Annotated in this window: 21 protein-coding genes and 1 pseudogene; 9 read left to right on the top strand and 13 right to left on the bottom strand. The window is 65.1% G+C overall.

Annotated elements, in window-relative coordinates; genetic code table 11:
- The first annotated feature begins 599 nt into the window (after positions 1-599).
- The 6 genes from AC1DYL_RS19900 to AC1DYL_RS19875 all read left to right on the top strand — a co-directional run bounded on the left by AC1DYL_RS19900 (position 600) and on the right by AC1DYL_RS19875 (position 6,459).
- On the top strand, positions 600-3,266 hold the full coding sequence (locus tag AC1DYL_RS19900; protein ID WP_477174504.1) for a DNA translocase FtsK: 2,667 nt from the start codon (positions 600-602) through the stop codon (positions 3,264-3,266).
- Positions 3,267-3,409: 143 nt separating this feature from the next.
- Positions 3,410-4,057 carry an SRPBCC family protein gene (locus AC1DYL_RS19895; RefSeq protein WP_477174503.1) on the top strand — a complete coding sequence of 216 codons (648 nt, stop codon included), beginning with the start codon at positions 3,410-3,412 and terminating at the stop codon, positions 4,055-4,057.
- Complete coding sequence (locus tag AC1DYL_RS19890; RefSeq protein ID WP_477174502.1) at positions 4,057-4,392, top strand: ArsR/SmtB family transcription factor; 336 nt, start codon at positions 4,057-4,059, stop codon at positions 4,390-4,392. The genes AC1DYL_RS19895 and AC1DYL_RS19890 overlap by 1 nt, the downstream gene beginning before the upstream one ends.
- 83 nt (positions 4,393-4,475) lie before the next feature.
- Positions 4,476-5,132: a LolA family protein gene (locus tag AC1DYL_RS19885; protein WP_477157382.1), complete on the top strand. Its 657-nt coding sequence runs from the start codon at positions 4,476-4,478 to the stop codon at positions 5,130-5,132.
- A 109-nt stretch (positions 5,133-5,241) separates the two neighbouring features.
- Positions 5,242-6,060: an exodeoxyribonuclease III gene (gene xth / locus AC1DYL_RS19880; RefSeq protein WP_477151854.1), complete on the top strand. Its 819-nt coding sequence runs from the start codon at positions 5,242-5,244 to the stop codon at positions 6,058-6,060.
- Positions 6,061-6,069: 9 nt separating this feature from the next.
- Positions 6,070-6,459, top strand: coding sequence for a RidA family protein (locus AC1DYL_RS19875; RefSeq protein WP_477174501.1), 390 nt, complete (start codon positions 6,070-6,072; stop codon positions 6,457-6,459).
- 36 nt (positions 6,460-6,495) lie between these two features.
- Here the strand turns inward: AC1DYL_RS19875 and AC1DYL_RS19870 are convergent, their stop codons facing one another.
- The 5 genes and pseudogenes from AC1DYL_RS19870 to AC1DYL_RS19850 form a co-directional block, all read right to left on the bottom strand.
- Positions 6,496-6,951 (bottom strand): cyclic nucleotide-binding domain-containing protein, encoded by a 456-nt coding sequence (locus AC1DYL_RS19870; RefSeq protein ID WP_477174500.1) that lies wholly within the window; start codon positions 6,949-6,951, stop codon positions 6,496-6,498.
- 165 nt (positions 6,952-7,116) lie between these two features.
- Positions 7,117-7,275, bottom strand: a pseudogene (locus AC1DYL_RS19865) (carbon-nitrogen hydrolase family protein); the annotation flags it as partial.
- 155 nt (positions 7,276-7,430) lie between these two features.
- A complete protein-coding gene (locus AC1DYL_RS19860; RefSeq protein ID WP_477151851.1) occupies positions 7,431-8,114 on the bottom strand; it encodes a response regulator transcription factor in 684 nt (227 codons plus the stop codon).
- Between the two features lie 252 nt (positions 8,115-8,366).
- Positions 8,367-9,734 (bottom strand): chromate efflux transporter, encoded by a 1,368-nt coding sequence (chrA, locus tag AC1DYL_RS19855; protein WP_477174499.1) that lies wholly within the window; start codon positions 9,732-9,734, stop codon positions 8,367-8,369.
- Between the two features lie 57 nt (positions 9,735-9,791).
- Positions 9,792-10,469 carry a YggS family pyridoxal phosphate-dependent enzyme gene (locus AC1DYL_RS19850; RefSeq protein WP_477174498.1) on the bottom strand — a complete coding sequence of 226 codons (678 nt, stop codon included), beginning with the start codon at positions 10,467-10,469 and terminating at the stop codon, positions 9,792-9,794.
- Positions 10,470-10,568: 99 nt separating this feature from the next.
- On the opposite strand from AC1DYL_RS19850, the gene leuS reads away from it, so the two are divergent.
- Genes leuS through holA form a run of 3 tightly spaced genes read left to right on the top strand, consistent with a single transcriptional unit; the run spans position 10,569 to position 14,723 of the window.
- On the top strand, positions 10,569-13,205 hold the full coding sequence (gene leuS / locus AC1DYL_RS19845; RefSeq protein ID WP_477174497.1) for a leucine--tRNA ligase: 2,637 nt from the start codon (positions 10,569-10,571) through the stop codon (positions 13,203-13,205).
- On the top strand, positions 13,192-13,704 hold the full coding sequence (gene lptE / locus AC1DYL_RS19840; RefSeq protein ID WP_477174496.1) for an LPS assembly lipoprotein LptE: 513 nt from the start codon (positions 13,192-13,194) through the stop codon (positions 13,702-13,704). Before leuS ends, lptE begins: the two co-directional genes overlap by 14 nt.
- Positions 13,704-14,723 (top strand): DNA polymerase III subunit delta, encoded by a 1,020-nt coding sequence (holA, locus tag AC1DYL_RS19835; RefSeq protein ID WP_477174495.1) that lies wholly within the window; start codon positions 13,704-13,706, stop codon positions 14,721-14,723. Before lptE ends, holA begins: the two co-directional genes overlap by 1 nt.
- A gap of 180 nt (positions 14,724-14,903) precedes the next feature.
- On the opposite strand, the gene AC1DYL_RS19830 is transcribed toward holA, so the two are convergent.
- The 8 genes from AC1DYL_RS19830 to hemE form a co-directional block, all read right to left on the bottom strand.
- On the bottom strand, positions 14,904-15,773 hold the full coding sequence (locus tag AC1DYL_RS19830) for a ParB/RepB/Spo0J family partition protein (protein ID WP_477174494.1): 870 nt from the start codon (positions 15,771-15,773) through the stop codon (positions 14,904-14,906).
- 10 nt (positions 15,774-15,783) lie between these two features.
- A complete protein-coding gene (locus AC1DYL_RS19825; RefSeq protein ID WP_477151844.1) occupies positions 15,784-16,584 on the bottom strand; it encodes a ParA family protein in 801 nt (266 codons plus the stop codon).
- Positions 16,585-16,611: 27 nt separating this feature from the next.
- Positions 16,612-17,244, bottom strand: coding sequence for a 16S rRNA (guanine(527)-N(7))-methyltransferase RsmG (gene rsmG, locus AC1DYL_RS19820; protein ID WP_477174493.1), 633 nt, complete (start codon positions 17,242-17,244; stop codon positions 16,612-16,614).
- A complete protein-coding gene (mnmG, locus tag AC1DYL_RS19815) occupies positions 17,244-19,106 on the bottom strand; it encodes a tRNA uridine-5-carboxymethylaminomethyl(34) synthesis enzyme MnmG (protein ID WP_477174492.1) in 1,863 nt (620 codons plus the stop codon). Before mnmG ends, rsmG begins: the two co-directional genes overlap by 1 nt.
- 86 nt (positions 19,107-19,192) lie before the next feature.
- Positions 19,193-20,515, bottom strand: coding sequence for a tRNA uridine-5-carboxymethylaminomethyl(34) synthesis GTPase MnmE (gene mnmE / locus AC1DYL_RS19810; protein ID WP_477174491.1), 1,323 nt, complete (start codon positions 20,513-20,515; stop codon positions 19,193-19,195).
- A gap of 126 nt (positions 20,516-20,641) precedes the next feature.
- A complete protein-coding gene (rho, locus tag AC1DYL_RS19805; protein ID WP_055047046.1) occupies positions 20,642-21,907 on the bottom strand; it encodes a transcription termination factor Rho in 1,266 nt (421 codons plus the stop codon).
- A gap of 178 nt (positions 21,908-22,085) precedes the next feature.
- Positions 22,086-22,520, bottom strand: a complete 435-nt coding sequence (hemJ, locus tag AC1DYL_RS19800; RefSeq protein WP_477157391.1) for a protoporphyrinogen oxidase HemJ — start codon at positions 22,518-22,520, stop codon at positions 22,086-22,088.
- 3 nt (positions 22,521-22,523) lie between these two features.
- Positions 22,524-23,558: a uroporphyrinogen decarboxylase gene (gene hemE / locus AC1DYL_RS19795; RefSeq protein WP_477174490.1), complete on the bottom strand. Its 1,035-nt coding sequence runs from the start codon at positions 23,556-23,558 to the stop codon at positions 22,524-22,526.
- Positions 23,559-23,607 lie beyond the last annotated feature (49 nt).

Below are 23,607 nucleotides of genomic sequence, written 5' to 3'. Positions count from 1 at the left end.
TCCGCTGCACCGAAGCGAGATCATGACGAGTGGTTGGTGCGGGGGAGACCGGGTGGGCTGCGGGTCGCTGCAGTTCAGGCGGAAACCATCACGGCAAGGACCGGTTCGCCGGTCAAGCCGCTATCACGCGAGGGTCGCTCGATGCGGAGTGGCCCAAGGGGCGAAGCCTGGCACGCATGAGCCGGGCGGGAGCAACGAAGGCGGTGCTGGCATTCCGGCCGCCTTCCGCGTTTCCCATCGTTCTCGCGATGCGGCAGGGGATGCGCCCCGGCMCTGGTGGCATAGGCCCAAAACCCCGGCCGGCCGGCGAGGCGTGAGCCTCTTTCATCTGCGGACTACCGCTACGGGGCAAACGCCTCGCCGGTCCCGCTTCGTTCCCTCCCGGGAACGGCTCTTTGAAAACTCCGAAGCCCCTGGGGCTGTCGGACCTGTTCGCTTGTCGTGATCTCACCCCATCCTGAGATGCTGCGGCCCCGTCACTGGCCACCCCACTCCGGTCCCGGTTAGCTCCGAGTTAACCCTAACCCCCTAGGATCAGCCTTCGATCGGCGCGCCGTCTGCCGCCGGTTCAGCGTTCCGTTTGTAGAGTGTACCAGACGATGCCGGCACAGCACCTGCTCGAAGACGCCCGTCGAGAAACCGCCCCCGCCATAGCGATTCGCATCCCCGTCCGCCTGATGGGCGCGATCATCCTCGGCCTCGTGGCCATCGTGCTGGTGTCCCTCGCCACCTGGCAGGTGGATGATCCGAGCTTCTCCTATGCCTCGGGCGAGCAGGCGCGGAACTGGCTCGGCTTTCCCGGAGCCGTCATCGCCGACATGGCGTTCCAGGTCTTCGGCCTGGGCGTGCTGACCCTCCTTGTTCCGCCCTCGCTCTGGGGTTGGGGGCTGATTCGTCATCGCGTTCCCTCGCGCATGGGCCTGCGCCTTCTCGCCTGGGTCGCGGCGACCCTCTTGAGCTGTGGCCTCTTCGCTTTCATCGTCGCGCCCGAAAGCTGGCCGCTGCCCACCGGGCTCGGCGGCCTCGTCGGCTCGAGCTTCACCAATCTCGCCATCCTCGCCACCGGCGCAACGCCGCAGCCGGTCACCGCAATCCTCTTCGCCATCATCATCGCCGCGCCGACGCTCGCCCTGTTCTGGATCGCCATGGGCCTTGGCAAGGTCACCCTCCCCGAGCTGCCCAAGGGCAAGGCCCGCGCCAAGACCGCCGGCGGCAAGGCTGCCGCCGCGGCCCCCGTCGACGATGATGGTCCCGACCGCGATTCGATCTTCGACGTCATGCTCGGCGCCGCAGTGCATCTCGGCTTCTCGGCCCGCACCGCCTTCCGCCGCGCCCGCGCTGGTATCGCCGAGCGCCGGGCCGCCGAGGCGGAAGCCGGAGCGTGGCGCGGCGAGGCGGTTGAGCCGAGCCTCCACGGTCGTGCCCCGTCCGCTACACCGGCCGTCCGCGCCGAGCCCGCCCTCACTGTCGAGCGCCGCTCGATCGTCGCGGCGCACGAAGAGCCGCCGTTCGACGACTATCCGCCCGAGCCCGAAGAAGACGCCGATATCCCGCGCTGGGAGATGCAGACCCCGCTGCGTGGCCCGATGGCCGCTTCGCGCAGTCCCGCCCCGATGCCACACGTCCCGGCCGCCCATCAGGCGGCCCCCGTGGTGTCGCCGCGCGTCGCTGCCCCCCCTCCCCGTCCGCAGCCCGGCACCCGCGCCGCCCGCGAAGCCCAGGGCTCCTTCCTCGACGAGCCGCACGGCTTCGAACTGCCCGAGCTGAGCCTGCTCACCCCGCCCAAGCACAAGGGCCCGAGCCCCGAGCATGCGCCCGAGCGCCTCGAGGCGATGGCGCGCAAGCTTGAATCCGTGCTGGCTGATTTCGGCGTCAAAGGCGACATCATCAATGTCCGCCCAGGCCCGGTCGTCACCCTCTACGAGCTGGAACCCGCCCCCGGCATCAAGTCGAGCCGCGTCATCTCGCTCGCCGACGACATCGCCCGCTCGATGAGCGCCATTTCGGCCCGCGTCGCCGTCGTCCCCGGCCGCAACGCCATCGGCATCGAACTGCCCAACGAGCAGCGCGAGACGGTGTACCTGCGCGAAATGCTCGCCTCGAGCGACTTCGAGAAGATGAAGGGCAAGCTCCCCATCTGCCTCGGCAAGACCATTGGCGGCGAGCCGATCATCGCCGATCTCGCCCGCATGCCCCACCTGCTCATCGCCGGCACCACCGGCTCGGGCAAGTCGGTGGGCATCAACACCTTCATCCTCAGCCTGCTCTACCAGATGACGCCAGAGCAGTGCCGCCTGATCATGATCGACCCCAAGATGCTGGAACTGTCGATCTACGACGGCATTCCGCACCTCCTCACTCCGGTGGTGACGGATCCCTCCAAGGCCGTGGTCGCCCTCAAATGGGCCGTCCGCGAGATGGAGGACCGCTACCGCAAGATGTCGAAGATCGGCGTCCGCAACATCGACGGCTTCAACCAGCGCGTCGGTGAGGCTGCCGCCAAGGGCGAGGTCATCACCCGCACCGTGCAGACCGGCTTCGACCGCGAAACCGGCGAGGCGATCTTCGAGAGCGAGGAGTTCAACCTCCAGCCGCTGCCGTTCATCGTCATCATCATCGACGAGATGGCCGACCTGATGATGGTCGCCGGCAAGGAAATCGAAGGCTCGGTGCAGCGCCTCGCACAGATGGCCCGCGCCGCCGGTATCCACGTCATCACCGCCACCCAGCGCCCGTCGGTCGACGTCATCACCGGCACCATCAAGGCCAACTTCCCCACCCGCATCTCGTTCATGGTGACGTCGAAGATCGACAGCCGCACCATCCTCGGCGAGCAGGGCGCCGAGCAGCTGCTGGGCAATGGCGACATGCTCTACATGGCCGGCGGCGGCCGCATTCGGCGCCTCCACGGCCCATTCGTCGCCGATAGCGAAGTCGAAAGCGTCGTCAACCACCTGAAGTCGCAGGGCGCCCCGGACTATCTCGATGCCATCGTCGCCGACGAGGACGAGATGGACGAAGGCGGCACGGCCGGCGGTGATGGCGACGAGTACGGCGGCTCGGGCGACGAGCTCTACGACAAGGCCGTCAACGTCGTGCTGACCGACAAGAAGGTCTCGACCTCCTACATCCAGCGCCGCCTCGCCGTCGGCTACAACAAAGCCGCAACGCTGATCGAGCGCATGGAAAAGGAAGGCGTCATCTCTGCCCCCAACCACGCCGGCAAACGCGAGATCCTCGTCGGCAACAACTCCGACGGCTACTGACGCGATCTCTCACCCTCCCCCGAACAGCGGGGGAGGGGCCTCGCCATCGCCGATCAGGCCCCAGACCTCTCCTCCGCTGACAGACTCGACATACTATTTCAGCCTGTGCTTATATAAGGCGAGACTGAGATAAGGAGAAGACCGTGGCTTTCGATATCGCCGCCCACCTTGGCGCCATGACCCGCAGCGTCCGCAATCTCGAGAAAGACGGCCAGCCCGCCAAAGCGGTGATTGCCAGCTGCGTCTACAACACCACTCCGGCCGACCTGTGGGGCGCCCTGACCCAGCCGGAACGGCTCAAGCGCTGGTTCGCGCCAGTCACCGGCGATCTGCAGGTCGGCGGACGTTACCATGTCGAGGGCAACGCCAGCGGCACCGTGACTGGGTGCGTCCCGGAAAAGAGCGCAAGCCTGACCTGGGAATTCGCCGGGGCCGTGAGCTGGGTCAACCTGACCCTGATGCCGGACGACGCAGGCACGCGGCTCGAACTCGAACACATCGCACCGATCAGTCCGCACTGGGACAACTTCGGCCCCGGCGCCGTGGGCGTCGGCTGGGACCTCAGCTTCCTCGGCCTCTCGGCTCATATCGCCAGGCCCGATGCCGATGTCCGCGCCGAAGGCCTGGGCGCCTGGGCAACCTCGGACGAAGCCAAAGTGCTGATCCGCACCGCCAGCAGCGACTGGGGCCGCGCCGCTATTGCCGCCGGCGAGGACAGGGACCATGCCCTCGAGGCCGCCGAATCGACCCGCCGGTTCTACACCGGCGAAGCCCCGCCTCCGGAGATGTGATGCACGCCTTCGACGTCCTCGGCGACCCCGTTCGCCGCCGCATCCTCGAGTTGCTCGCCGAGCGCGAGCACGCCTCGGGCGAGGTCGTCGAGGTCATCGCCGCCGAGTTCGGCATCAGCCAGGCCGGCGTCAGCCAGCACCTCAAAGTGCTGCGCGACGCCGGCTTCGCGACTGTCCGCCCCGAGGGCACCCGCCGCGTCTACAGCCTCGACACCACTCCGCTGCGGGACATCGACGATTGGCTGGAGCGCTTCCGCGGCTTCTGGACCCAGAAGCTCGCCTCCCTCGCCACCGAGATCGCCCGCGGCAAGAAGGAACGCTCCGAGGATTCCTGACCGGCCGGAACCTTCCACCTGTTGCCGCAATTCCTATCTAGAGGCATGCTCACAATTCGCGACCATGAAGGAACGTCACCAGGATGATCCGCCGCAGTTTTCTCGCTTTCGCCGCCGTGCTCGCCGCCTTCCCTGCCGGTTTTTCAGCCTTGGCGCAGGAACAGGGCGCCGCGCAGCCGCGCGCGCTCACCGATGCCGAGCGGCAGCTGATCACCGAGATCAACGAGCACAACTCCGCGATCAAGACCATGGTCGGCCGGTTCCTCCAGATCGATACCCGCGGCCAGCGCATCGAGGGTACTTTCTTCCTGGAGCGGCCGGGCAAGATCCTGTTCCGCTACAATCCGCCCTCCTACGAGCAGATCGTCTCCATCGGCCGCGGCTTCTATGTCGTCGATCGCAAGGAAAAGACCCAGTACGCCTACCCCCAGGACAAGGTACCGCTGCGCCAGTTCCTCGATTCCAAGATCGATCTGTTCAAGGCCAATATCGTCGCGGTCGCCCAGTCCGACGACTATTTCTCACTGACCCTGCAGGACGATACCCCCGCTGGCGTTGTCCGCGTCGCGCTGGTCTTCGATACCGAGAGCAAGGACATGAAGCAGTGGACGCTGACCGAGCCGTCCGGCGCCGAACTGACCTTCTCGCTCTACGATGTCGACAAGGACGTCGACATCCCAAAGTCCTATTTCTACATCGATCCGACCTTCCGCGCCGTCTCCGCGCCCAAGGAAAGCTGACCCCGAAGCTGAGCTGAAACGAGGGAGGCAGCGGGCGCCGTTTCCGGCTTTACGCTGTCCCCTCCCCTCGGCATAAGAAGCGCCTCTCCCAAACCAAGGCGCCTTCCTTATGCCGACGAGCTTTGCCACCTGGAACATCAACTCGGTTCGCCTGCGGCTGCCGCTGGTGCTCGATTTCCTGCGCCAGTATCAGCCTGATGTCCTGTGCCTGCAGGAGATCAAGTGCCTCGACGACCAGTTCCCGCGCAAGGATTTCACCGCCGCCGGCTATCCGTACCACGCTGTCCATGGCCAGAAGGGCTATCACGGCGTCGCCATCGTCTCGAAATACCCGCTGACCGACATCTCGAGCCGCGTGTTCTGCGAGATCGAGGAGAGCCGCCACGTCTCGGCGCTGGTCGATCTCGGCCCTACCTCGCCGATCGGCAGCATGACCGTTCACAATTTCTACATCCCGGCGGGCGGCGATGAGCCCGATCCCGAGATCAACCCTAAGTTCAAGCACAAGCTCGGCTTCCTCGCCGAGCTGAAGGCCTGGTTCGGCGAGGACCATTTCAAGGAACGCCAGCTGATCTGCGGCGACTTCAACATCGCCCCGCTCGAGCATGACGTCTGGAGCCACAAGCAGCTGCTCAACGTCGTGAGCCACACCCCCGTCGAGACCGAGGCGCTCAACGCCCTGCTCACTGGCGGCCATGGCTGGGTCGACGTCGTGCGCAAGTACTTCCCCGCTGAGGAGAAGCTCTATTCCTGGTGGAGCTACCGCGCCAAGGATTGGGAGGCGGCCAACAAGGGCCGTCGCCTCGACCACATCTGGACCACCGCCGATGTCGCCGCCCACACCGCCGGCGCCGAAATCATCAAGCCGGCCCGCGGCTGGAGCGAAAAACCCTCCGACCACGTCCCCGTCATCGCCCGTTTCTCCTGAGGTAACCGAATGCCCCGCCAGCTCGTCAGCTCCGGCTCCTACCTCGAACCGGTGATCGGCTTCTCCCGCGCCGTCCGCGTCGGCAACATCGTCGTGGTCGGCGGCACCGCCCCGATCAAGGCGGAAGGCGGCACTGCCGCCATTGGCGACGTCTACGGCCAGACCAAACGCTGCCTCGAGATCATCGCCAAGGCTTTCGCCGATGCCGGCGCCCGCCTCGAAGACGTCACCCGCACCCGCATCATCCTTACCGATATCGCGCTGTGGAAAGACGCCGCCCGCGCCCACGCCGAAGTCTTCGGCGTGATCCGCCCGGTCACCACGCTCATGCAGGTTGCCGCTTTCGTCGACCCCGACTGGCTGGTCGAAATCGAAGCTGAAGCCGTCATCGCTGACTGATTCACGTGGAACAAGAGTGGCGGCAGGTTCCGACCCCTACCCCTTGCGGAACCGCCCCCGCGTCTCCTCGATCGCTCCGAGATAGCTGGTCAGCTCCCGCCGGATCCGGTCTGCCGCGCGGGCCGCAAGCTCCGGATACTGGTTCGCCAGCTTCATGAACGCCGTGCGCGGCACAAACAGGGTCTCCACTGCATCGACCGCCTTGATGGTCACCGGCCTGGGCTTGGCCACCACCAGCGCCATCGTTCCCAGCACCGCGCCGACATCATGGATCAGGTACGGATTGTTCTCCGCCCCGTCCTGGGTGCTCGACACCGTGCCGGAGACCAGCACATGCGCGCCCTCCGGCTGGTCGCCGGACGCATAGATGACGCTGCCGGGGCGGAACTTCTTCCGTTCCGAGGCGAACGCGAGCAATCGCCGCTGTTCGGCGTCGCAGATTTCAAAGAAATCCGCGCGTCCCAGAATCGTCGCCGCGTCGTCGAGTTGCATCCCGCCCCATTCCCGGACCGTTGTCACACTCCGGACGCTTACGCGCCCGGTTGTGCCCCGGCCCCCGATATAGAGCATTTCTTGCCGCTGTCAGGAATCGATTTTGCCGCGTCCAAGACGAGAGCAAAAGTTATGCACCGACGACGCCCACCCTCCGGCCGTCAGCTATTGCACCGCGCCCGCGACATCTCGCGCAGCTATCGGCATATCGAAGATCAACAGCCCAGGCGCTTGCAGCGGCAGCTGTGCCACAACCTGGCCGTCCGGGCTAAGCACGGCCGTGGGCCCCCACGCGACTCGTCCATCCCGCTCGCCGGTCACGTCTGGGCGGCCGCGATTCGCACAGTCTCGCTCATACCGTCGCTAGTGCACACGATTCCGCGCCATTTGACAGGTCGGCGGCGACTGAACGGTATGGAGCACAAGGGCGCGAGGCCGATCCAACGGCCCGTTCTAGGGGGGATTTGCCGCCGGTACCCTTACGGCACCAGCCGATAGCCGCCGTCTTCCGTCACCAGCAGCCGCGCATTTGACGGATCGCGCTCGATCTTTTGGCGCAGTCGGTAGATATGCGTCTCCAGCGTGTGCGTGGTGACCCGGTTGTTGTAGCCCCACACTTCCTTGAGCAGGATCTCGCGGGTGATGGTCTTCGGGCCCTGCCGGTAGAGGTACTTGAGGATCGAGGTTTCCTTGTCGGTCAGCCTCACCTTGGCCCCATCCGGCGCCTCGAGCAGCTTCGCCGCCGGCTGGAAGCTGTAGGGCCCGATGGTGAACACCACGTCCTCGCTCTGGTCGTGCTGGCGCAGCGAGGCGCGGATACGCGCCAGCAGCACCGAGAACCGGAACGGCTTCGTCACATAGTCGTTGGCGCCCGATTCCAGCCCCAGGATCTCATCGGAATCGCTGTCCTGCGCGGTGAGCATGATGATCGGGCTCTTGAAGCCCTCGCGGCGCATGATCTTGACCGCCTCGCGGCCATCCATGTCCGGCAGCCCCACATCGAGCAGCATCAGGTCGACATGCGCGCCGCGGACCTTGCCGAGCGCCTCGGACGCTGATTCCGCCTCCACCAGATCGAACTCGCGATAGTGCGTCAGTTGCTCGATCAGAGTCTTCCGAAGGTCGGCGTCGTCGTCGACAATCAGGATGCGCCGTCTATTCATGATGTTACCCCAAGCCATAGGCTTTGAATTCCTGAGTTATTCTGGGGCCTTGTGACCGGCCAATCAAAACGGCGTGACACCGTCGTGAGGGGAGAAACGTGATTTGACATGACTAGGTTTCACCCTTCGCGCGCCTATGGTGAAATAATCTCTAGCCACGTCATCCTGACGGGAAGCTGACAATTCGCTGACAATGCGAGGCTCGTGGACCGGTTTCCCGTCGCAAGAGCGTGGCCCCGATCGGCCCGGGAGCTAGACCGGCAGCAACAGCACCAGCAGCCCCAGTCCGCCGCAGATGGCGAGCGTCCTCAGGATGCCAAGCCGGAGCCGGAACAGGCAAGCGACAGCGCCGAGGCAAAGCCCTACCGCGATCCAGTTGATCGATCCCCAGTCAGGGCTCGCTATCGTCACCGGGCCGGCGTGTAACACCCCTACGTCGCGGAAAATCACGTGTAGCCCGAACCAGATAGCGAGGTTCAGGATCACGCCAACCACGGCTGCGGTGATCGCGCTTAGCGCTCCCGACAGCGCCTTGTTCGAGCGCAGCCCTTCGACATAGGGCGCCCCGAGGAAGATCCACAGAAAGCAAGGAACGAACGTCACCCAGGTGGTGAGCGCGCCGCCGAGCAGCCCGGCGAGCATGGGGCTGAGCCCACCTGGATCGCGGTAGGCGGCGAGAAACCCGACAAAGCTCAGTACCATCACCAGCGGCCCCGGCGTGGTTTCCGCCAGCGCCAGGCCATCGACCATCTCGCCCGGCTGCAGCCAGCCGAAATTCTGCACCGCCTCCTGTGCCACATAGGCCAGAACGGCATAAGCACCGCCAAACGTCACCACCGCCATCTGCGAGAAAAACGTCCACAGCACCGCAAAGGTGCTGCCCCAGCCAAGTGCAGGGACAATCAGCACCAAGGGCGCAATCCACAGCGCCAGCCAGGCCGCAACAGTGCCAGTCATCCTCACCGACGACGGATGGCCGGCAACGAAGCCGGCCCCTATGACCGAGGGGTGGTCCATCGCGGCCGCCCTATGCCCGGCGGGGGCGAAGATCGCCGGATTGGCGCGTGTCCCCACATATCCGACCAGCCCGGCGAGCAGGACCACGACCGGGAACGGCACGTTGAACGCAAACAGCGCCAGGAAGGCAACGATCGCGATGGTGAGCATCACCCGGTTCCTGATCGCCCGGCGGCCGACGCGGATGACCGCCTCGATGACGATCGCCAGCACCGCGGCCTTCAGGCCGAAGAACAGGCTCGCCAGCCAGCTCGTCTCGTGAAAAGCCGCATAGAGCGCCGATAGCGCCATGATGACGATGAAGCCCGGCAGCACGAACAGGACGCCGGCGATCACCCCACCCTTCGTGCCGTGCAGCAACCAGCCGATATAGGTCGCAAGCTGCTGCGCCTCGGGTCCGGGCAGCAACATGCAGAAGTTGAGCGCATGGAGGAACCGGCCCTCCGCGATCCAGCGGCGCTCCTCCACCAGTTCCTTGTGCATCAGCGCGATCTGCCCCGCCGGCCCACCGAAGCTCAACAGGCCGATCCTGGCCCAGACGGCTGTAGCCTCGCCCAGCGTCGGGTGGCTCGGCGCGAGTTCGAGTTCGGTCGCGATGGTCATTTTGCGATCTTCCCGCTCTGGTGCGTCTCGTCACCGAACGCCGGTACTGCAAGGATATTACGGCGCCATAACATCCCGCGCCCCGAACAGAGCGCTACCCACTCGCACATGCGTCGCTCCCATGGCGATCGCCGTCTCGAAGTCGCCGCTCATCCCCATCGACAGCTTCTCAACCCCGGCATCTCGCGCCAGTGAGGCTAGGTGGGCAAAGTACGGGCCCGGCGGATCGGCCTCCGGCGGAATGCACATCAGCCCCACCACATCGAGGCCATGCAGGTCCCGGCAGCGCCCCACGAACGCCGCCGCGTCCGCCGGCGCGATGCCCGCCTTCTGCTCCTCCTGCCCGATATTGACCTGCACGAATACCGGCAGGCGCCTCCCGGCCCGCTTCATCTCCTCGGCCAGGATGCCCGCCAGCTTGTCGCGGTCAACCGTCTGGATCACGTCGAACAGCGCCACCGCCTCTCGCGCCTTGTTGGTCTGCAGCGGCCCGATCAGGTGCAACTCTATGCCGTCATAGGAAGCCCGGAGCTCTGGCCACTTTTCCTTGGCCTCCTGCACACGGTTTTCCCCGAATACCCGCTGCCCCGCGTCAAGAAACGGCCGGATTGCTGCGGCATCGAAGGTCTTGGAGACGGCGACGAGCTCCACGCTATCCGGCGGCGGACCGAACCGCTGGTGCGCGCGCTCGATCCTGGACCTGATGTTTTCGAGGCTTTCAGCGGCGTTCTGCATAGCGCTTCTGTTGACCGGTTAACGGAATTCTGATGAAGGTCCGGTAGCCAAAAAACCCCACGAACGCAACGCAATCTGCGGCTTAAGGACTGTCCCGAAGTGACTGGTAGAACGACCGAACGCTACAATCCGCGTGTCGAAGAGCCACGCTGGCAGAAGGCCTGGGAGGACAACAAGTCCTTCGAGGTCAAGCACGACGACAGCCGCAAGCCCTACTACGTGCTCGAGATGTTCCCCTATCCGTCCGGGCGCATCCATATGGGTCACGTCCGCAACTATACCATGGGCGACGTCCTCGCGCGCTACATGCGTGCCATGGGCCGCAACGTGCTGCACCCGATGGGATGGGACGCCTTCGGCCTGCCGGCCGAGAACGCCGCCATGCAGAACAAAGTCCACCCCAAGAGCTGGACCTACGCCAATATTGCCGCCATGCGGAAGCAGCTGAAGTCGATCGGCCTGGGCATCGACTGGAGCCGCGAGTTCGCCACCTGCGACGTCGAGTATTATTCCAAGCAGCAGAAGCTGTTCCTCGATTTCCTGCGCGAAGGCCTCGTCACCCGCAAGAAATCCAAGGTCAACTGGGACCCCGTCGACATGACCGTGCTCGCCAACGAGCAGGTGGTCGATGGGCGCGGCTGGCGCTCCGGCGCCGTCGTCGAGCAGCGCGAGCTGAACCAGTGGGCCTTCAAAGTCTCCGATTTCGCCGAGGACCTGCTGGAGGCCCTCGACACCCTCGACCACTGGCCCGAGAAAGTGCGCGTCATGCAGCGCAACTGGATCGGCAAGTCAGAGGGTCTGCGCCTGCTGTTCGAGCTGACGGCAGAGTTCCGGCAGCAGTTCACGTCCATCGAGGTGTTCACGACCCGGCCGGACACGATCTTCGGCGCCTCTTTCATCGCCATTTCGGCCGATCATCCGCTGGCCGCCGCCCTCTCGGATAGCCCCGAGATCGCGGCTTTCATCGCCGAAACCCGGCGCCACGGCACCGCCACCGAGACCATCGACAAGGCCGAAAAGCTGGGCATTTTCACCGGGCTGCACGTGAAGCATCCGACCAAGCCGGGTGCCACGCTGCCGGTCTACATCGCCAACTTCGTGCTCATGGACTACGGCACCGGCGCCATCTTCGGCTGCCCGGCCCACGACCAGCGCGACCTGGACTTCGCCCGCCGCTACGACCTGCCGGTGATCCCCGTGGTCCTGCCCGACGGCGCCGACGCCGATAACTTCGAAGTCGACTCAGAGGCTTACAACGGCCCCGGCCGGATCTTCCATTCGGGCTTCCTCGATGGCCTCGAGATCGACGCCGCCAAGAAGGCGATCGCCGAGCACTTCGCTGGCCGCGTCGTCGACAACCGCCCGCAGGGCATTGTCGAGGTCAACTACCGCCTGCGCGACTGGGGCGTCTCGCGCCAGCGCTACTGGGGCTGCCCGATCCCGGTGATCCACTGCGAGAACTGCGGCGCCGTCCCGGTGCCCGACAAGGACCTGCCCGTCGTCCTCCCCGAGGACGTGAGCTTCGATCGCCCCGGCAATCCGCTCGATCACCACCCGACGTGGAAGCATGTCGCCTGCCCGCAATGCGCCGGCCCGGCGCAGCGCGAAACCGACACCATGGACACCTTCGTCGATAGCTCCTGGTATTTCGCCCGCTTCACCGATCCGCACGCCGCCACCCCGACGGTTCCGGGCATCGCCAACACCTGGCTGCCGGTCGACCAGTATATCGGCGGCGTCGAGCACGCGATCCTCCACCTGCTCTACTCGCGCTTCTTCACCCGCGCCATGAAGCAGACCGGCCACCTCAACATCGAGGAGCCGTTCAAGGGCCTGTTTACGCAGGGCATGGTGGTGCACGAGACCTATCAGCTCGGTTCCGGTCCGAATGGCGAATGGGTTTCGCCCGCCGACATCCGGATCGAGCAGGTCGACGGCGAGCGCCGCGCCAGCATGCTGCAGACTGGCGAGACCGTTGTCATCGGCTCCATCGAAAAGATGAGCAAATCCAAGAAGAACGTCGTCGACCCCGACGAGATCGTCTCGACCTACGGCGCCGATACCGCCCGCTGGTTCATGCTGTCCGACTCCCCGCCGGAGCGCGATGTGCAGTGGACCGAGGCCGGCATCGAAGGCGCCAGCCGCTTCCTGCAACGCGTCTGGAAGCTGGTCGGCGACTTCCTTGACCTCGAGGACGACATCGCGGCCCGCCTGACCGGTACCGGAGATGCTGGCGTGCTGGACCTCCGCAAGGTCGTCCATCGTGCCGTCAACAATGTCGGCGGCGAGATCGAGGGCCTGCGCTTCAACCGCGCCGTGGCCCAGATCTACGAGCTCTCCAACGCCATCACCAAATTCTCGCAATCGGTCGCCAGCAGCGTGTCACCCGCACAGCGCGACGCCCTGCGCGAGGCGGTGGAGCGCCTGGTACAGCTCGTCGCCCCGATGATGCCGCACCTCGCCGAGACTTGCTGGGCCGCGCTCGGCAAGACGGGCCTGGTCGTCGACGCCGGCTGGCCGGTGGCGGATCCGACGCTGTTGGTCGAGTCCACCGTCGTCCTCCCGGTCCAGGTCAACGGCAAGCGCCGCGGCGAGATCACTGTCCCTGTCGGCGCCGCCAAGGAACTGGTCGAGAAAGAGGTCTTGTCACTCGAGGCAGTTGCCCGCATGCTGGAAGGCAAGCCGCCCAAGAAGCTGGTGATCGTCCCCGACAGGATCGTCAATGTGGTCGTCTAAGTCGCTGCTGCGTCACGCGTTTGTCGCGCTGAGCCTGCTCGGCGCGACCGCGCTTGCCGGCTGCACCGGGCTGACCCCGGTCTATGGCGAGCGTGGCATCGGCACCGAACGGCATGCGCTGAACTATTCGAAGCCCAATAGCCGCGCCGAGCAGATCATCTACCAGGAACTGGCCCTGCGTTTCGGCCGCGCCACCGATCCGGCAAGCCCCACCGTCCGCATCACTACCTCGGATACGACGCGCAAGCTGACGCGGTCCGGCGTCACACGCCCCGCCGAACAACGCGAGGCTACCGTGACCGCCAAGATCGAGCTGGTCGCTGCTGACGGCTCCATCGTCCTGTCCACCACCCGCTCGGCCGCCGCGCTCTATACCACCGACAGCCAAGCGCTCGCCGCCTCCGAGGCCGAGCGCGAGGCCATCGAGCGCGCCGCGCGCGAGCTGGCGGAGACCGTACGCCTTACCCTTCTCGGCGCGCTTACCCAGTCGGCCACCTGATGGGGGCGCTGAAGGCGCACGAAGTCAGCCGCTTCGTCGACCGGCCGGACCTCGAAGCTGGGATCATCCTCGCCTACGGCCCCGATGCCGGCCTGGTCCGTGAAACCGGCCAGCGCCTCGCTCGTCGCTACGCCGGCAACGATGCCGACAGCATGAACCTCGTCATCCTCGACGGCGCCGAGCTCGACGCCGACCCGTCGCGTCTCGCCGTCGAGGCCAAGACAACCTCGCTGTTCGGCGATCGCCGCGTCATTCGCGTCCGCAGCGCCGGCAAGTCGCTGGTTATGCCGCTCACCGAACTGCGCGACGATCCGGGCTCTATCATCATCCTCGAGGCGGGCAACCTCCCCCCCAAGGATCCGCTTCGCGCCCTGGTGGAGGCTGCGAAACTCGGCCGGGCGCTGCCCTGCTACCCCGACAATGACGAATCGCTCGGCCGCCTGATCTCCGAGACCTTCTCCAAGGCCGGCATCCGCGCTGACCAGGACACCGTCGCCGCTCTCCGCGACACGCTTGGCAACGACCGCGAGATCACTCGCCGCGAGCTCGAGAAGGTCGTTCTATTCGCCGCCGGCTCCAAGCTATTGACACGCAACGACATTCTGACGCTCTGCGCCGACAACGCCGCCCTCGTCCTCGACGAAGTCGTCGACGCCACCGGCACCGGCCATGCCGCTGATCTGGACACCGCGCTCGAGCGCGCCATCGCCCAGAGCGTCAACTCGCAGCAGATCCTCGCCAGCGCGCTGAGCCATTTCACCACGCTCCGCCGCTGGCGCGTCGAGGTCGACAGTGGCAAGTCCCCCGGCGCTGTGCTCGACAACGCCCGCCCTAAGCCGCACTTCTCGCGCCGCTCGTCGATCGAGCGCCAGTTGCGCCTCTGGACCGACGACGCGCTGAGCGCTGCGCTGGATCGCCTGCAGCTCGCCGTCGCCGATAGCCGCAAGCGCTACGGCCTCGCCGACACCGTCAGCCGCCGCGCGCTTCTGGCAATTTGTACAATGGCTGCAGAGCGTTAGCTCAATGTTTCACGTGGATCAGCGGTGCCAACGTCAGCGTGGCTGACTATTTCCGTTGGCCCGGATAAGCGGAAATGAACGCCGTCTGAACGACCGAATCCGCTGGAAACCGATGGCTTCGACGCGCGAAGTCCAACGATGGACCAGCGTTAGACCATGAACTTCTGCCAGTCGACGGTGCTAAACCCCGTAGCCGGTCAGCTTCATGCAGATGCCGTCGAGCTGCTCCAGGGTCCGGTAGCGGATTTCCAGCCGCCCGCCCTGGTCCTTGTGGTCGATCGCGACGTGCAGCCCCAGCACATCGGACAGACGCTTCTCGAGCGCTGCGGTGTCCGCGTCCTTCTGCTCGGCCGGCGCCGGCTTCTTCTTCGGCGCGTTGATCTCGCGCTGCGTCATGGCTTCCGCCTCGCGCACCGAAAGCCCGCCACCGACGATGCGCTTGGCCAACGCCACCGGATCTTCCGCCGTGATCAGCGTACGGGCATGGCCGGCCGTGAGGTCGCCGCTCGCCAGCATGCCGCGCACGTCGTCTGGCAGCTTCATCAGGCGCAGCGTGTTGGCGACGTGCGAGCGGGATTTGCCGATCACCTGCGCCAGGTCGTTCTGGGTGTAGTCGAACTGCTCGATCAGCTGGGCGTAACCCATTGCTTCTTCGAGCGGATTTAGGTCGACGCGCTGCACGTTCTCGATGATCGCGAGCTCGAGCGCTTCCTTGTCGTCGACGTCGCGGATGATCACCGGCACGTCGTTGAGCCCGGCCCGCTGCGAGGCGCGCCAGCGGCGCTCGCCGGCGATGATCTCGAACTGGTTCGGATCGGTCGTCGGCCGCACCAGCAGCGGCTGCATCACGCCCTTCTCGCGGATCGAGCTGGTCAGCTCTTCCAGCTGGTCCGGATCGAAATCCCGCCGCGGGTTGGCGCGGTTGGCGATCAGGAAGTCGACCGGCAGGCGCTTGCTGCCGCTATCGGCGAGCCGCGCGCCTTCCATGGTCGCCATATCGCCGATCAGCGCCGCAAGGCCTCGCCCGAGCCGTGAAGATTTCTCGTTCATTCCAACTTCCTCATGCGGCCATGAGCTGGCGCTCACGCCGGATAACTTCGGTAGCAAGGCGCAGATAGGCCTGGCTGCCGGCACATTTCAGATCATAGAGCAGGGCCGGCTTGCCATAGGACGGCGCCTCGGACAGACGGACATTGCGCGGTATGACGGTATCATAGACCAGCGAGCCCATCTCCGAGCGCACGTCGGCCAGCACCTGCTCACTGAGGTTGTTGCGACGGTCGAACATCGTCATCACGACACCCTGTATCGACAGGCGCGGGTTCAGCGTGGTGCGAATTTGCTCAATGGTTTGAAGCAGTTGGCTCAGACCTTCGAGCGCGAAGAACTCGCACTGCAGCGGCACCAGCACGGCATCCGCTGCCACCAGGGCGTTGATGGTCAGGAGGTTCAGCGACGGCGGGCAATCGATCAGCACGTAGCTCACCGACTGGCCGTTGATCGTCAGGTCGCTCATTGCCCTGAAGGCGTCGCGGAGCCGGAACGCCCGGTCCGCCTGCTGCGCGATGGTCAGCTCGACGCCGAGCAGGTCCAGCGTCGAGGGCACGATGGCCACGTTGGGTACGCTGGTCATCACGGCCGCCGCCGCCACCTTGGCGTCGCCCATCAGCAGATCGTAGCTGGACACATCGCGGCCGGAACGCGAGATTCCGAGTCCCGTCGAGGCATTGCCCTGCGGATCGAGGTCGACGATCAGCACCCGCTCGCCAATCGCAGCGAGCGCGGTTGCCAGGTTGATCGCGGTAGTGGTCTTGCCGACCCCACCCTTCTGGTTGGCGAGGGTCAGGATTCGAGGAGCCAAGGCACGGCCTCCGAGCGTTTCCGCTAACTATATGGTTTTCCGTCGCAAATTGCTGATTTCCAGCAATACGCCGGCCTCGTCGGTGGCGCTCTTGGTTATTACCACGTCGAACTCCCACGCCAAACGACTTTCCGCGAGCTCCACAGCATGATCCCGCCCCTTGTGCAGGATCGCGCGGGTTTCGGGCCCAAAGAAGGGGTGGATAAGTTCCAGCAGCGTCGGCAACGCCGCGAGCGCGCGCGAGGTGATGACGTCGAAAGATGTTTCACGTGAATCAAAACTGTCGGTCCGCCCGGCGTGCACGTCGGCGGAAAGCCCCAGTTCGCGGGCGACTTGGCGTAGGAAGGCGACCTTCTTGCCGATCGGCTCGACCATGGTGATGTGGGCCGGCCCGCCCTTCAAGGCGATGGCCAGTGGCAGGGCGGGCAGGCCTCCGCCTGATCCCACGTCGAGCAAACGCTCATCCGTCGGCCGCAGGAGGGGCAGAACCTGCAGCGAATCCAGGATGTGGCGCGACCACAGGGCATTCTCTGTTTCACGTGAAACAAGATTCTGCACCGCGTTCCATTTCTTCAGCAGCGCAGCAAACGATTCCAGATCCTTGCGCACCACGGCTTCCGGCCTGACGAAGCCGCCGGAAAAGGCGGTCAGATCGCCCATCAGCCGGCCTGGCGCAGGCTACCCCGGCGAACCACCGACAGGATGAGCGTGATGGCGGCGGGCGTGACGCCCTCGATGGCCTGGGCCTGCGCAATGGTCGCCGGCCGCCTTTGCTCCAGCTTCTGCCGCATCTCCATCGACAGGCCCGGCAGGGCGGCATAGTCGAGCCAGTCAGGGATCTCCCGGCTTTCGTCGCGCTTAACTGCCGCAATGTCGGCCTGCTGACGCTGCAGGTAGACGGCGTATTGCGCATCGACCGTCAGCTGCTCGACGATGGAGGGCGACAGGTCGGCAATCTCCGGCCAGAGCGGCACAAGGTTGGCTGCTTCGACGTCCGGATAGGACAACAGCTCGAATGCGCTGCGCTCGTGCCCGTCAGCATTCACCGCCAGGCCAGCCTTGCGGGCGGCTGTCGGCGTCGTCCGCAGCCGATCCAGCGTTGCACGGCCGGCGGCCAAGGCTGCCGAGCGCGTCTCAAAGTGCTGCTGGCGTTCTTCGCCGACCAACCCCGCCTCGGTCGCGATCCGTGTGAGGCGCTGGTCGGCGTTGTCGCTGCGGAGGTGCAGGCGGAACTCGGCGCGTGAGGTGAACATGCGGTAGGGCTCACTTACCCCCCGCGTCACCAGGTCGTCGACCATCACGCCGAGGTAGCTTTCGGTCCGCGAAAGGTGGAACGCGTCACTGCCGCTGCTTGCGAGGCCGGCGTTGGCGCCGGCGTACAGCCCTTGTGCCGCCGCCTCTTCATAGCCGGTGGTGCCGTTGATCTGTCCGGCGAGGAACAGACCCGGCAGCCGCTTCAGCTCGAGCGTCGGGCGGAGCTCGCGCGGATCGACGTAGTCGTATTCGATCGCATAGCCGGGGCGTATGATCCGGACATTCTCCAAGCCCGGCATCGACTTGAGGAAAGCTTCCTGGACCTCAGCGGGAAGGGAGGTCGACAACCCGTTGGGATAGATCGTGTTGTCGTCGAGGCCTTCGGGCTCGAGGAAGATCTGGTGGCTGTCGCGATCGGCGAAGCGGACGACCTTGTCTTCGATCGACGGGCAGTAGCGCGGACCGCGGCTCTGGATCCGGCCGGAGTACATCGCCGAACGGTGCAGATTGTTCGAGATGATCCGATGCGTATCGGACGTCGTGCGGGTGATATAGCAGCTGATCTGCGGGGTGGTGATCGCCGTGGTCAGCGACGAGAACGGCTCGGGCGGATCGTCGCCGCACTGCTCTTCAAGCCCGGAGAAGTCGATCGATGTCGCATCGAGACGCGCCGGGGTCCCGGTCTTCAGCCGCCCGAGGGTGAGGCCAAGCGCCTCGAGCCGGGTCGAAAGCCCGAGCACCGGCTTCTCGCCGACGCGGCCGGCAGGCGTGGTCTCTTCGCCTCGGTGGATAAGGCCACGGAGGAAGGTCCCGGTGGTGAGAACGACAGCCTTGGCGCCGAAGCGCCGGCCATCCAGCAGCACCGCGCCCGCAATACGGCCATCCGCGACCACGAGATCGTCGACCTCACCTTCGATCACGGTCAGGTTCGGCTGCGCCAGGATCGCTGCCTGCATCGCCTGCCGGTAGAGCTTGCGATCGGCCTGGGCCCTAGGGCCGCGGACAGCGGCACCCTTGCGGCGATTGAGGACGCGGAACTGGATGCCGGCAACGTCGGCCACCCGGCCCATCAGCCCGTCCATCGCGTCGATCTCGCGCACCAGATGGCCTTTGCCGAGGCCGCCGATCGCCGGATTGCAGCTCATTTCGCCGATGGTGGCGAACTTGTGGGTGATCAGCGCGGTGGGGACGCCAAGACGCGCCGAGGCGGCCGCGGCTTCACAGCCGGCGTGCCCGCCTCCAACAACAATGACGCCGAAGTCGCTCATCTCGCAGAATTCCTTTGGAGCGGCGGTCTAGTCCAATGTTTCACGTGAATCAACCGGCACTGCGGCAGGGCAGCGTTTCACGTGAATCACTTGCCGATGCAGAAGGCCGCAAACAGGTGGTCCAGGACGGATTCCGCATCCATCTTCCCGAGCAGGCGTTCGAGCGCTGCCGACGCGCTGCGGAAATCCTCGGCCAGAATCTCTGGCTGATCGAGGTGGTCTGTTGCCCGGCTGAGTGCCCGCCGGGCCGCTATTATTGCATCATGGTCGCGCTGGTGGCTGACCAGGACGTCGGCGGGGTTTACCATTGACGCACCGGACACCTCATGGAGCCGGTCGAGCAGGGCCTGGATACCCTCACCCGTCTGCACCGAGACCGTCAGGCTGGTTCCCGGTACGCTTCCGATGTCACCCTTGGTGCCAACCAAGCCGATAGGCGGCGCAAGCCATGGCCGCTCGGAAAACTCAGGGAAGCCTGGTGGATCCTCCCAAGGTATGTCAGGCGATAGTAGCCACAGCACCTGGTTGGCGGCCGCCATTGCCGACTTTGTCCGCTGGATGCCTATAGCCTCCGCTTTCGATGTCGTTTCCCGCAGGCCGGCGCTATCGATCAGGATGATGAGTTGGCCTTTGACGTCGAGGGGCACTTCCTTGAGATCGCGCGTTGTTCCGGGCTCATCGGAAACAATCGCAGCGTCTGAGCGGGAAAGGGCATTGAGAAGGCTGGATTTGCCGGCGTTTGGCGGCCCGGCAAGCAGCACCCGGAAACCGTTGCGTAGAACGTGACCCCGCCCACGGGATATCACCTCGTCGATACTGCTTTTCAACGCTTTGATGTCGTCGACGAACGTGGATGGCAACGCACCGACGTCACCCTCGTCGGAAAAATCAAGTTGTGCCTCAACCTCCGCACGAAGGTCGAGGAGGCGTTCGCGCCAACCCTCCACGGCACGGGTCAGGCCACCTTGAAGGCGAGCGAACGCGATCGCCCGCTGGTTCTCGGTCTCGGCCTCAATCAGGTCGCCCAGTCCTTGCGCCTCGACCAGATCCAGCTTGCCGTTCTCGAAGGCACGGCGAGTGAACTCGCCGGCCTCGGCGAGCCTGATACCTGGCTGTGAACTGAGGCGGCGCAGGATGCCACGGACGACAGCGGGGGAGCCGTGCACCTGCAGCTCGGCGCAGTCCTCGCCGGTAAAGCTGTGGGGGCCGGGCATCCAGGCGACGAGACCGCGATCGAGGACCTCGCCGTCAAGGCGGATGTCGGCGAGCTTCAGGTGGCGCGGCGTCGGGAGAGAACCGAGCATGTCAGTCAGGATGCGGCCGGAAGCCGGGCCGGACAGGCGGATGACGGCGACGCCTGAAGGGACCGAGCCTGAGGAAAGGGCGACTATGGTGTCATCGAGGCGCATGAACCGCCTCCGCGCCTGTACTGAGCAACGAAGCTTCGGTGCCTGTGGCGCCATGGATCCCCGCTTTCGCGGGGATGACGGCGATGGGTTGGGGAAGCCAGGTGAAGGTCACGCCGGCTTCGATGCTTAGGTGTTCATCGAGTCGAAGAAGTCCGAGTTCGTCTTCGTCTGACGGATCTTGTCCATCAGGAACTCCATCGCATCGACCGTGCCCATCGGGTTGAGGATACGGCGCAGGACGTACATCTTCCTGAGGATATCCGGCTCGACCAACAGCTCTTCCTTGCGGGTGCCGGACTTGGTGACGTCCATCGCCGGGAACACGCGCTTGTCGGAGACCTTGCGGTCGAGGACGATTTCCGAGTTGCCGGTGCCCTTGAACTCTTCGAAGATCACTTCGTCCATGCGCGAGCCGGTATCGATCAGCGCGGTCGAGATGATGGTCAGCGAACCGCCGTCTTCGATGTTGCGGGCAGCGCCGAAGAAGCGCTTGGGCCGCTGCAGCGCGTTGGCATCCACGCCACCGGTGAGCACCTTGCCCGAGCTCGGCACCACGGTGTTGTAGGCGCGGCCGAGGCGGGTGATCGAATCGAGCAGGATCACCACGTCGCGCTTGTGTTCGACGAGGCGCTTGGCCTTCTCGATCACCATCTCGGCGACCTGGACGTGGCGCGACGCGGGCTCGTCGAAGGTCGAGGAGATCACCTCGCCCTTCACCGAGCGCTGCATGTCGGTGACTTCCTCGGGGCGCTCGTCGATGAGCAGCACGATGAGGTAGCACTCGGGGTGATTGATGGCGATCGACTGTGCAATATTCTGCAACAGTACGGTCTTACCGGTACGCGGCGGCGCAACGATCAGCGCGCGCTGGCCTTTGCCGAGCGGCGCCACCAGATCCATGATCCGGGCGCTCTTGTCCTTGACCGTCGGGTCGGGGAGCTCGAGGCGCAGCCGCTCATCGGGATAGAGCGGCGTCAGGTTGTCGAAGTTGATCTTGTGACGGACCTTCTCGGGGTCCTCGAAATTGATGGTGTTGACCTTGAGCAGCGCAAAGTAGCGCTCGCCTTCCTTGGGAGACCGGATCTGGCCTTCAACCGTGTCGCCGGTGCGCAGCGAGAAGCGGCGGATCTGCGAGGGGGAGACGTAGATATCGTCCGGGCCCGGGAGGTAGTTCGCGTCCGGCGAGCGGAGGAACCCAAAGCCGTCGGGAAGGACTTCCACCACGCCTTCGCCGGTGATGTCCACTTCACGTGCCGCCAGTTCCTTGAGGATGGCGAACATCAGTTCCTGCTTACGCATCGTCGAGGCGTTCTCGACCTCGTAAGTCTCGGCGAATTCAAGCAATTCGGCAGGCGTCTTGGCCTTGAGCTCGCTGAGCTTCATATTTTCCATTGCGCGGAAGACCCTTGGGCAAACGTAAGTGGCGGGGATGTACGGAGAGGGGGGTTCGCCCGGAAAGCGCCGGGGAGGCGCCCATCGATCAGGCAGTGCGCTTCAGATAGCTAAAACCTTCGCCACATTCAAGCGGAATGCGGATTCGCGTGGAACAATGGCTGCTCAGCGGAGCGCATCAGAATGGCTTCACCACCACCGAAATGACAATGACGATGGCGATGACGAAAGGGATTTCGTTGATGGCGCGGAAGAACTTTGCCGGTCGGGTGTTGCGGTCATTGGCGAAGTCGCGCAGCAGCCGGCCGTAGAAACCGTGGATGCCGCTCAGCAGGATCACCATCACTGCCTTCAGCCACATCCAGCCCTGGCTGAAATCGACGATGCCGAAGCCGAAGGCCAGCCACAGGCCGAACACCCAGGCCGCAATCATCGCCGGCGTGGTGATGCCGCGATAGAGCCGCCGCTCCATCACCTTGAAGGTCTCGGACTGGACCGAGCCCTGCTCGGCGTCGGCGTGATAGACGAACAGCCGCGGCAGGTAGAGCATCCCGGCCATCCAGGCGATCACCGAGAGGATGTGCAGCGCCTTGACCCATGGATAGAAATCCATCGCCTACGCTCCCCGCGCCACTGCGATCAGCCGCTCGACATGCGCGATCGGCGTTTCCGGCACGATCCCGTGCCCGAGGTTGAAGATGTGCGGGCGATCGCGGAAGCCGGCGACGATTTCGCGGATGCGATTGTCCATCTGCTCACCGCCGGCGAGTAGGCGCAGCGGATCGAGATTGCCCTGCACGCCGAGACCGGCCGGGAGTTCAGCGGCAAAGCCGAGCGGTGTCGCATAGTCGAGGCCGAGGACGTTGACGCCGGTCGCCTTGGCATAGGCCGGCAAGTTCCCCGCAGCGCCGCGCGGAAAACCGATCACCGGTGCTCCCGGGATGAGTTTCCGCAGCCCTTCGACGATCCGGCGGTTCGGCTCGATTACCCAGTTGCGGAACGCTATCTCGTCGAGGTTCAGCGCCCAGCTCTCGAACAGCTGCACCACATCGGCACCGGCCTGCAGTTGCGCCGCGAGGTAGTCGATGCTGGCTTCGACGAGGATATCGATCAGCTGTACGAACGCCGCCGGCTGGGTCAGGGCGAACACTCGGGCCGCCGCCTGGTCGGAGGAACCGCGTCCGCCGATCATGTAGGTGGCAACCGTCCAGGGCGAGCCACAGAAGCCGATCAGGGTCTTGTCGGGGGTGAGGCCAGCTCGAACCCTCCTGACCGTCTCGATGATAGGGCTCAGCTTCTCCAAAGCCCCTTTGGGATCGAGCCGTGGGATCGAGTCTGCCGTCACGGGCTCAAGCAGGGGGCCTTCGCCGGCTTCGAACCTGACGTACTGGCCCAGGGCATCCGGGATCACCAGGATATCGGAGAACAGGATCGCTGCGTCGAGATCGAAGCGGCGCAAAGGTTGCAGCGTCACTTCCGAAGCCAGTTCCGGATTGTAGCAGAGATCGAGAAAGCTGCCGGCTTTCGCTCGCAACTCGCGATACTCCGGCAGATAGCGTCCGGCCTGGCGCATGATCCAGATCGGCAGCCGCTGCTGGCGCCGACCGAGCACCGTCTCGAGCAGTGGTTTGAGCACCGGCGTTTGGGTCATCGCCCAACCAATCCTAAAGAATCTAGATTCTTAATCATCATTATCATGG

The organism is Devosia sp. P1_H9 (genome assembly GCF_056405135.1).
This window is presented reverse-complemented; position numbering and strand designations above follow the sequence as displayed.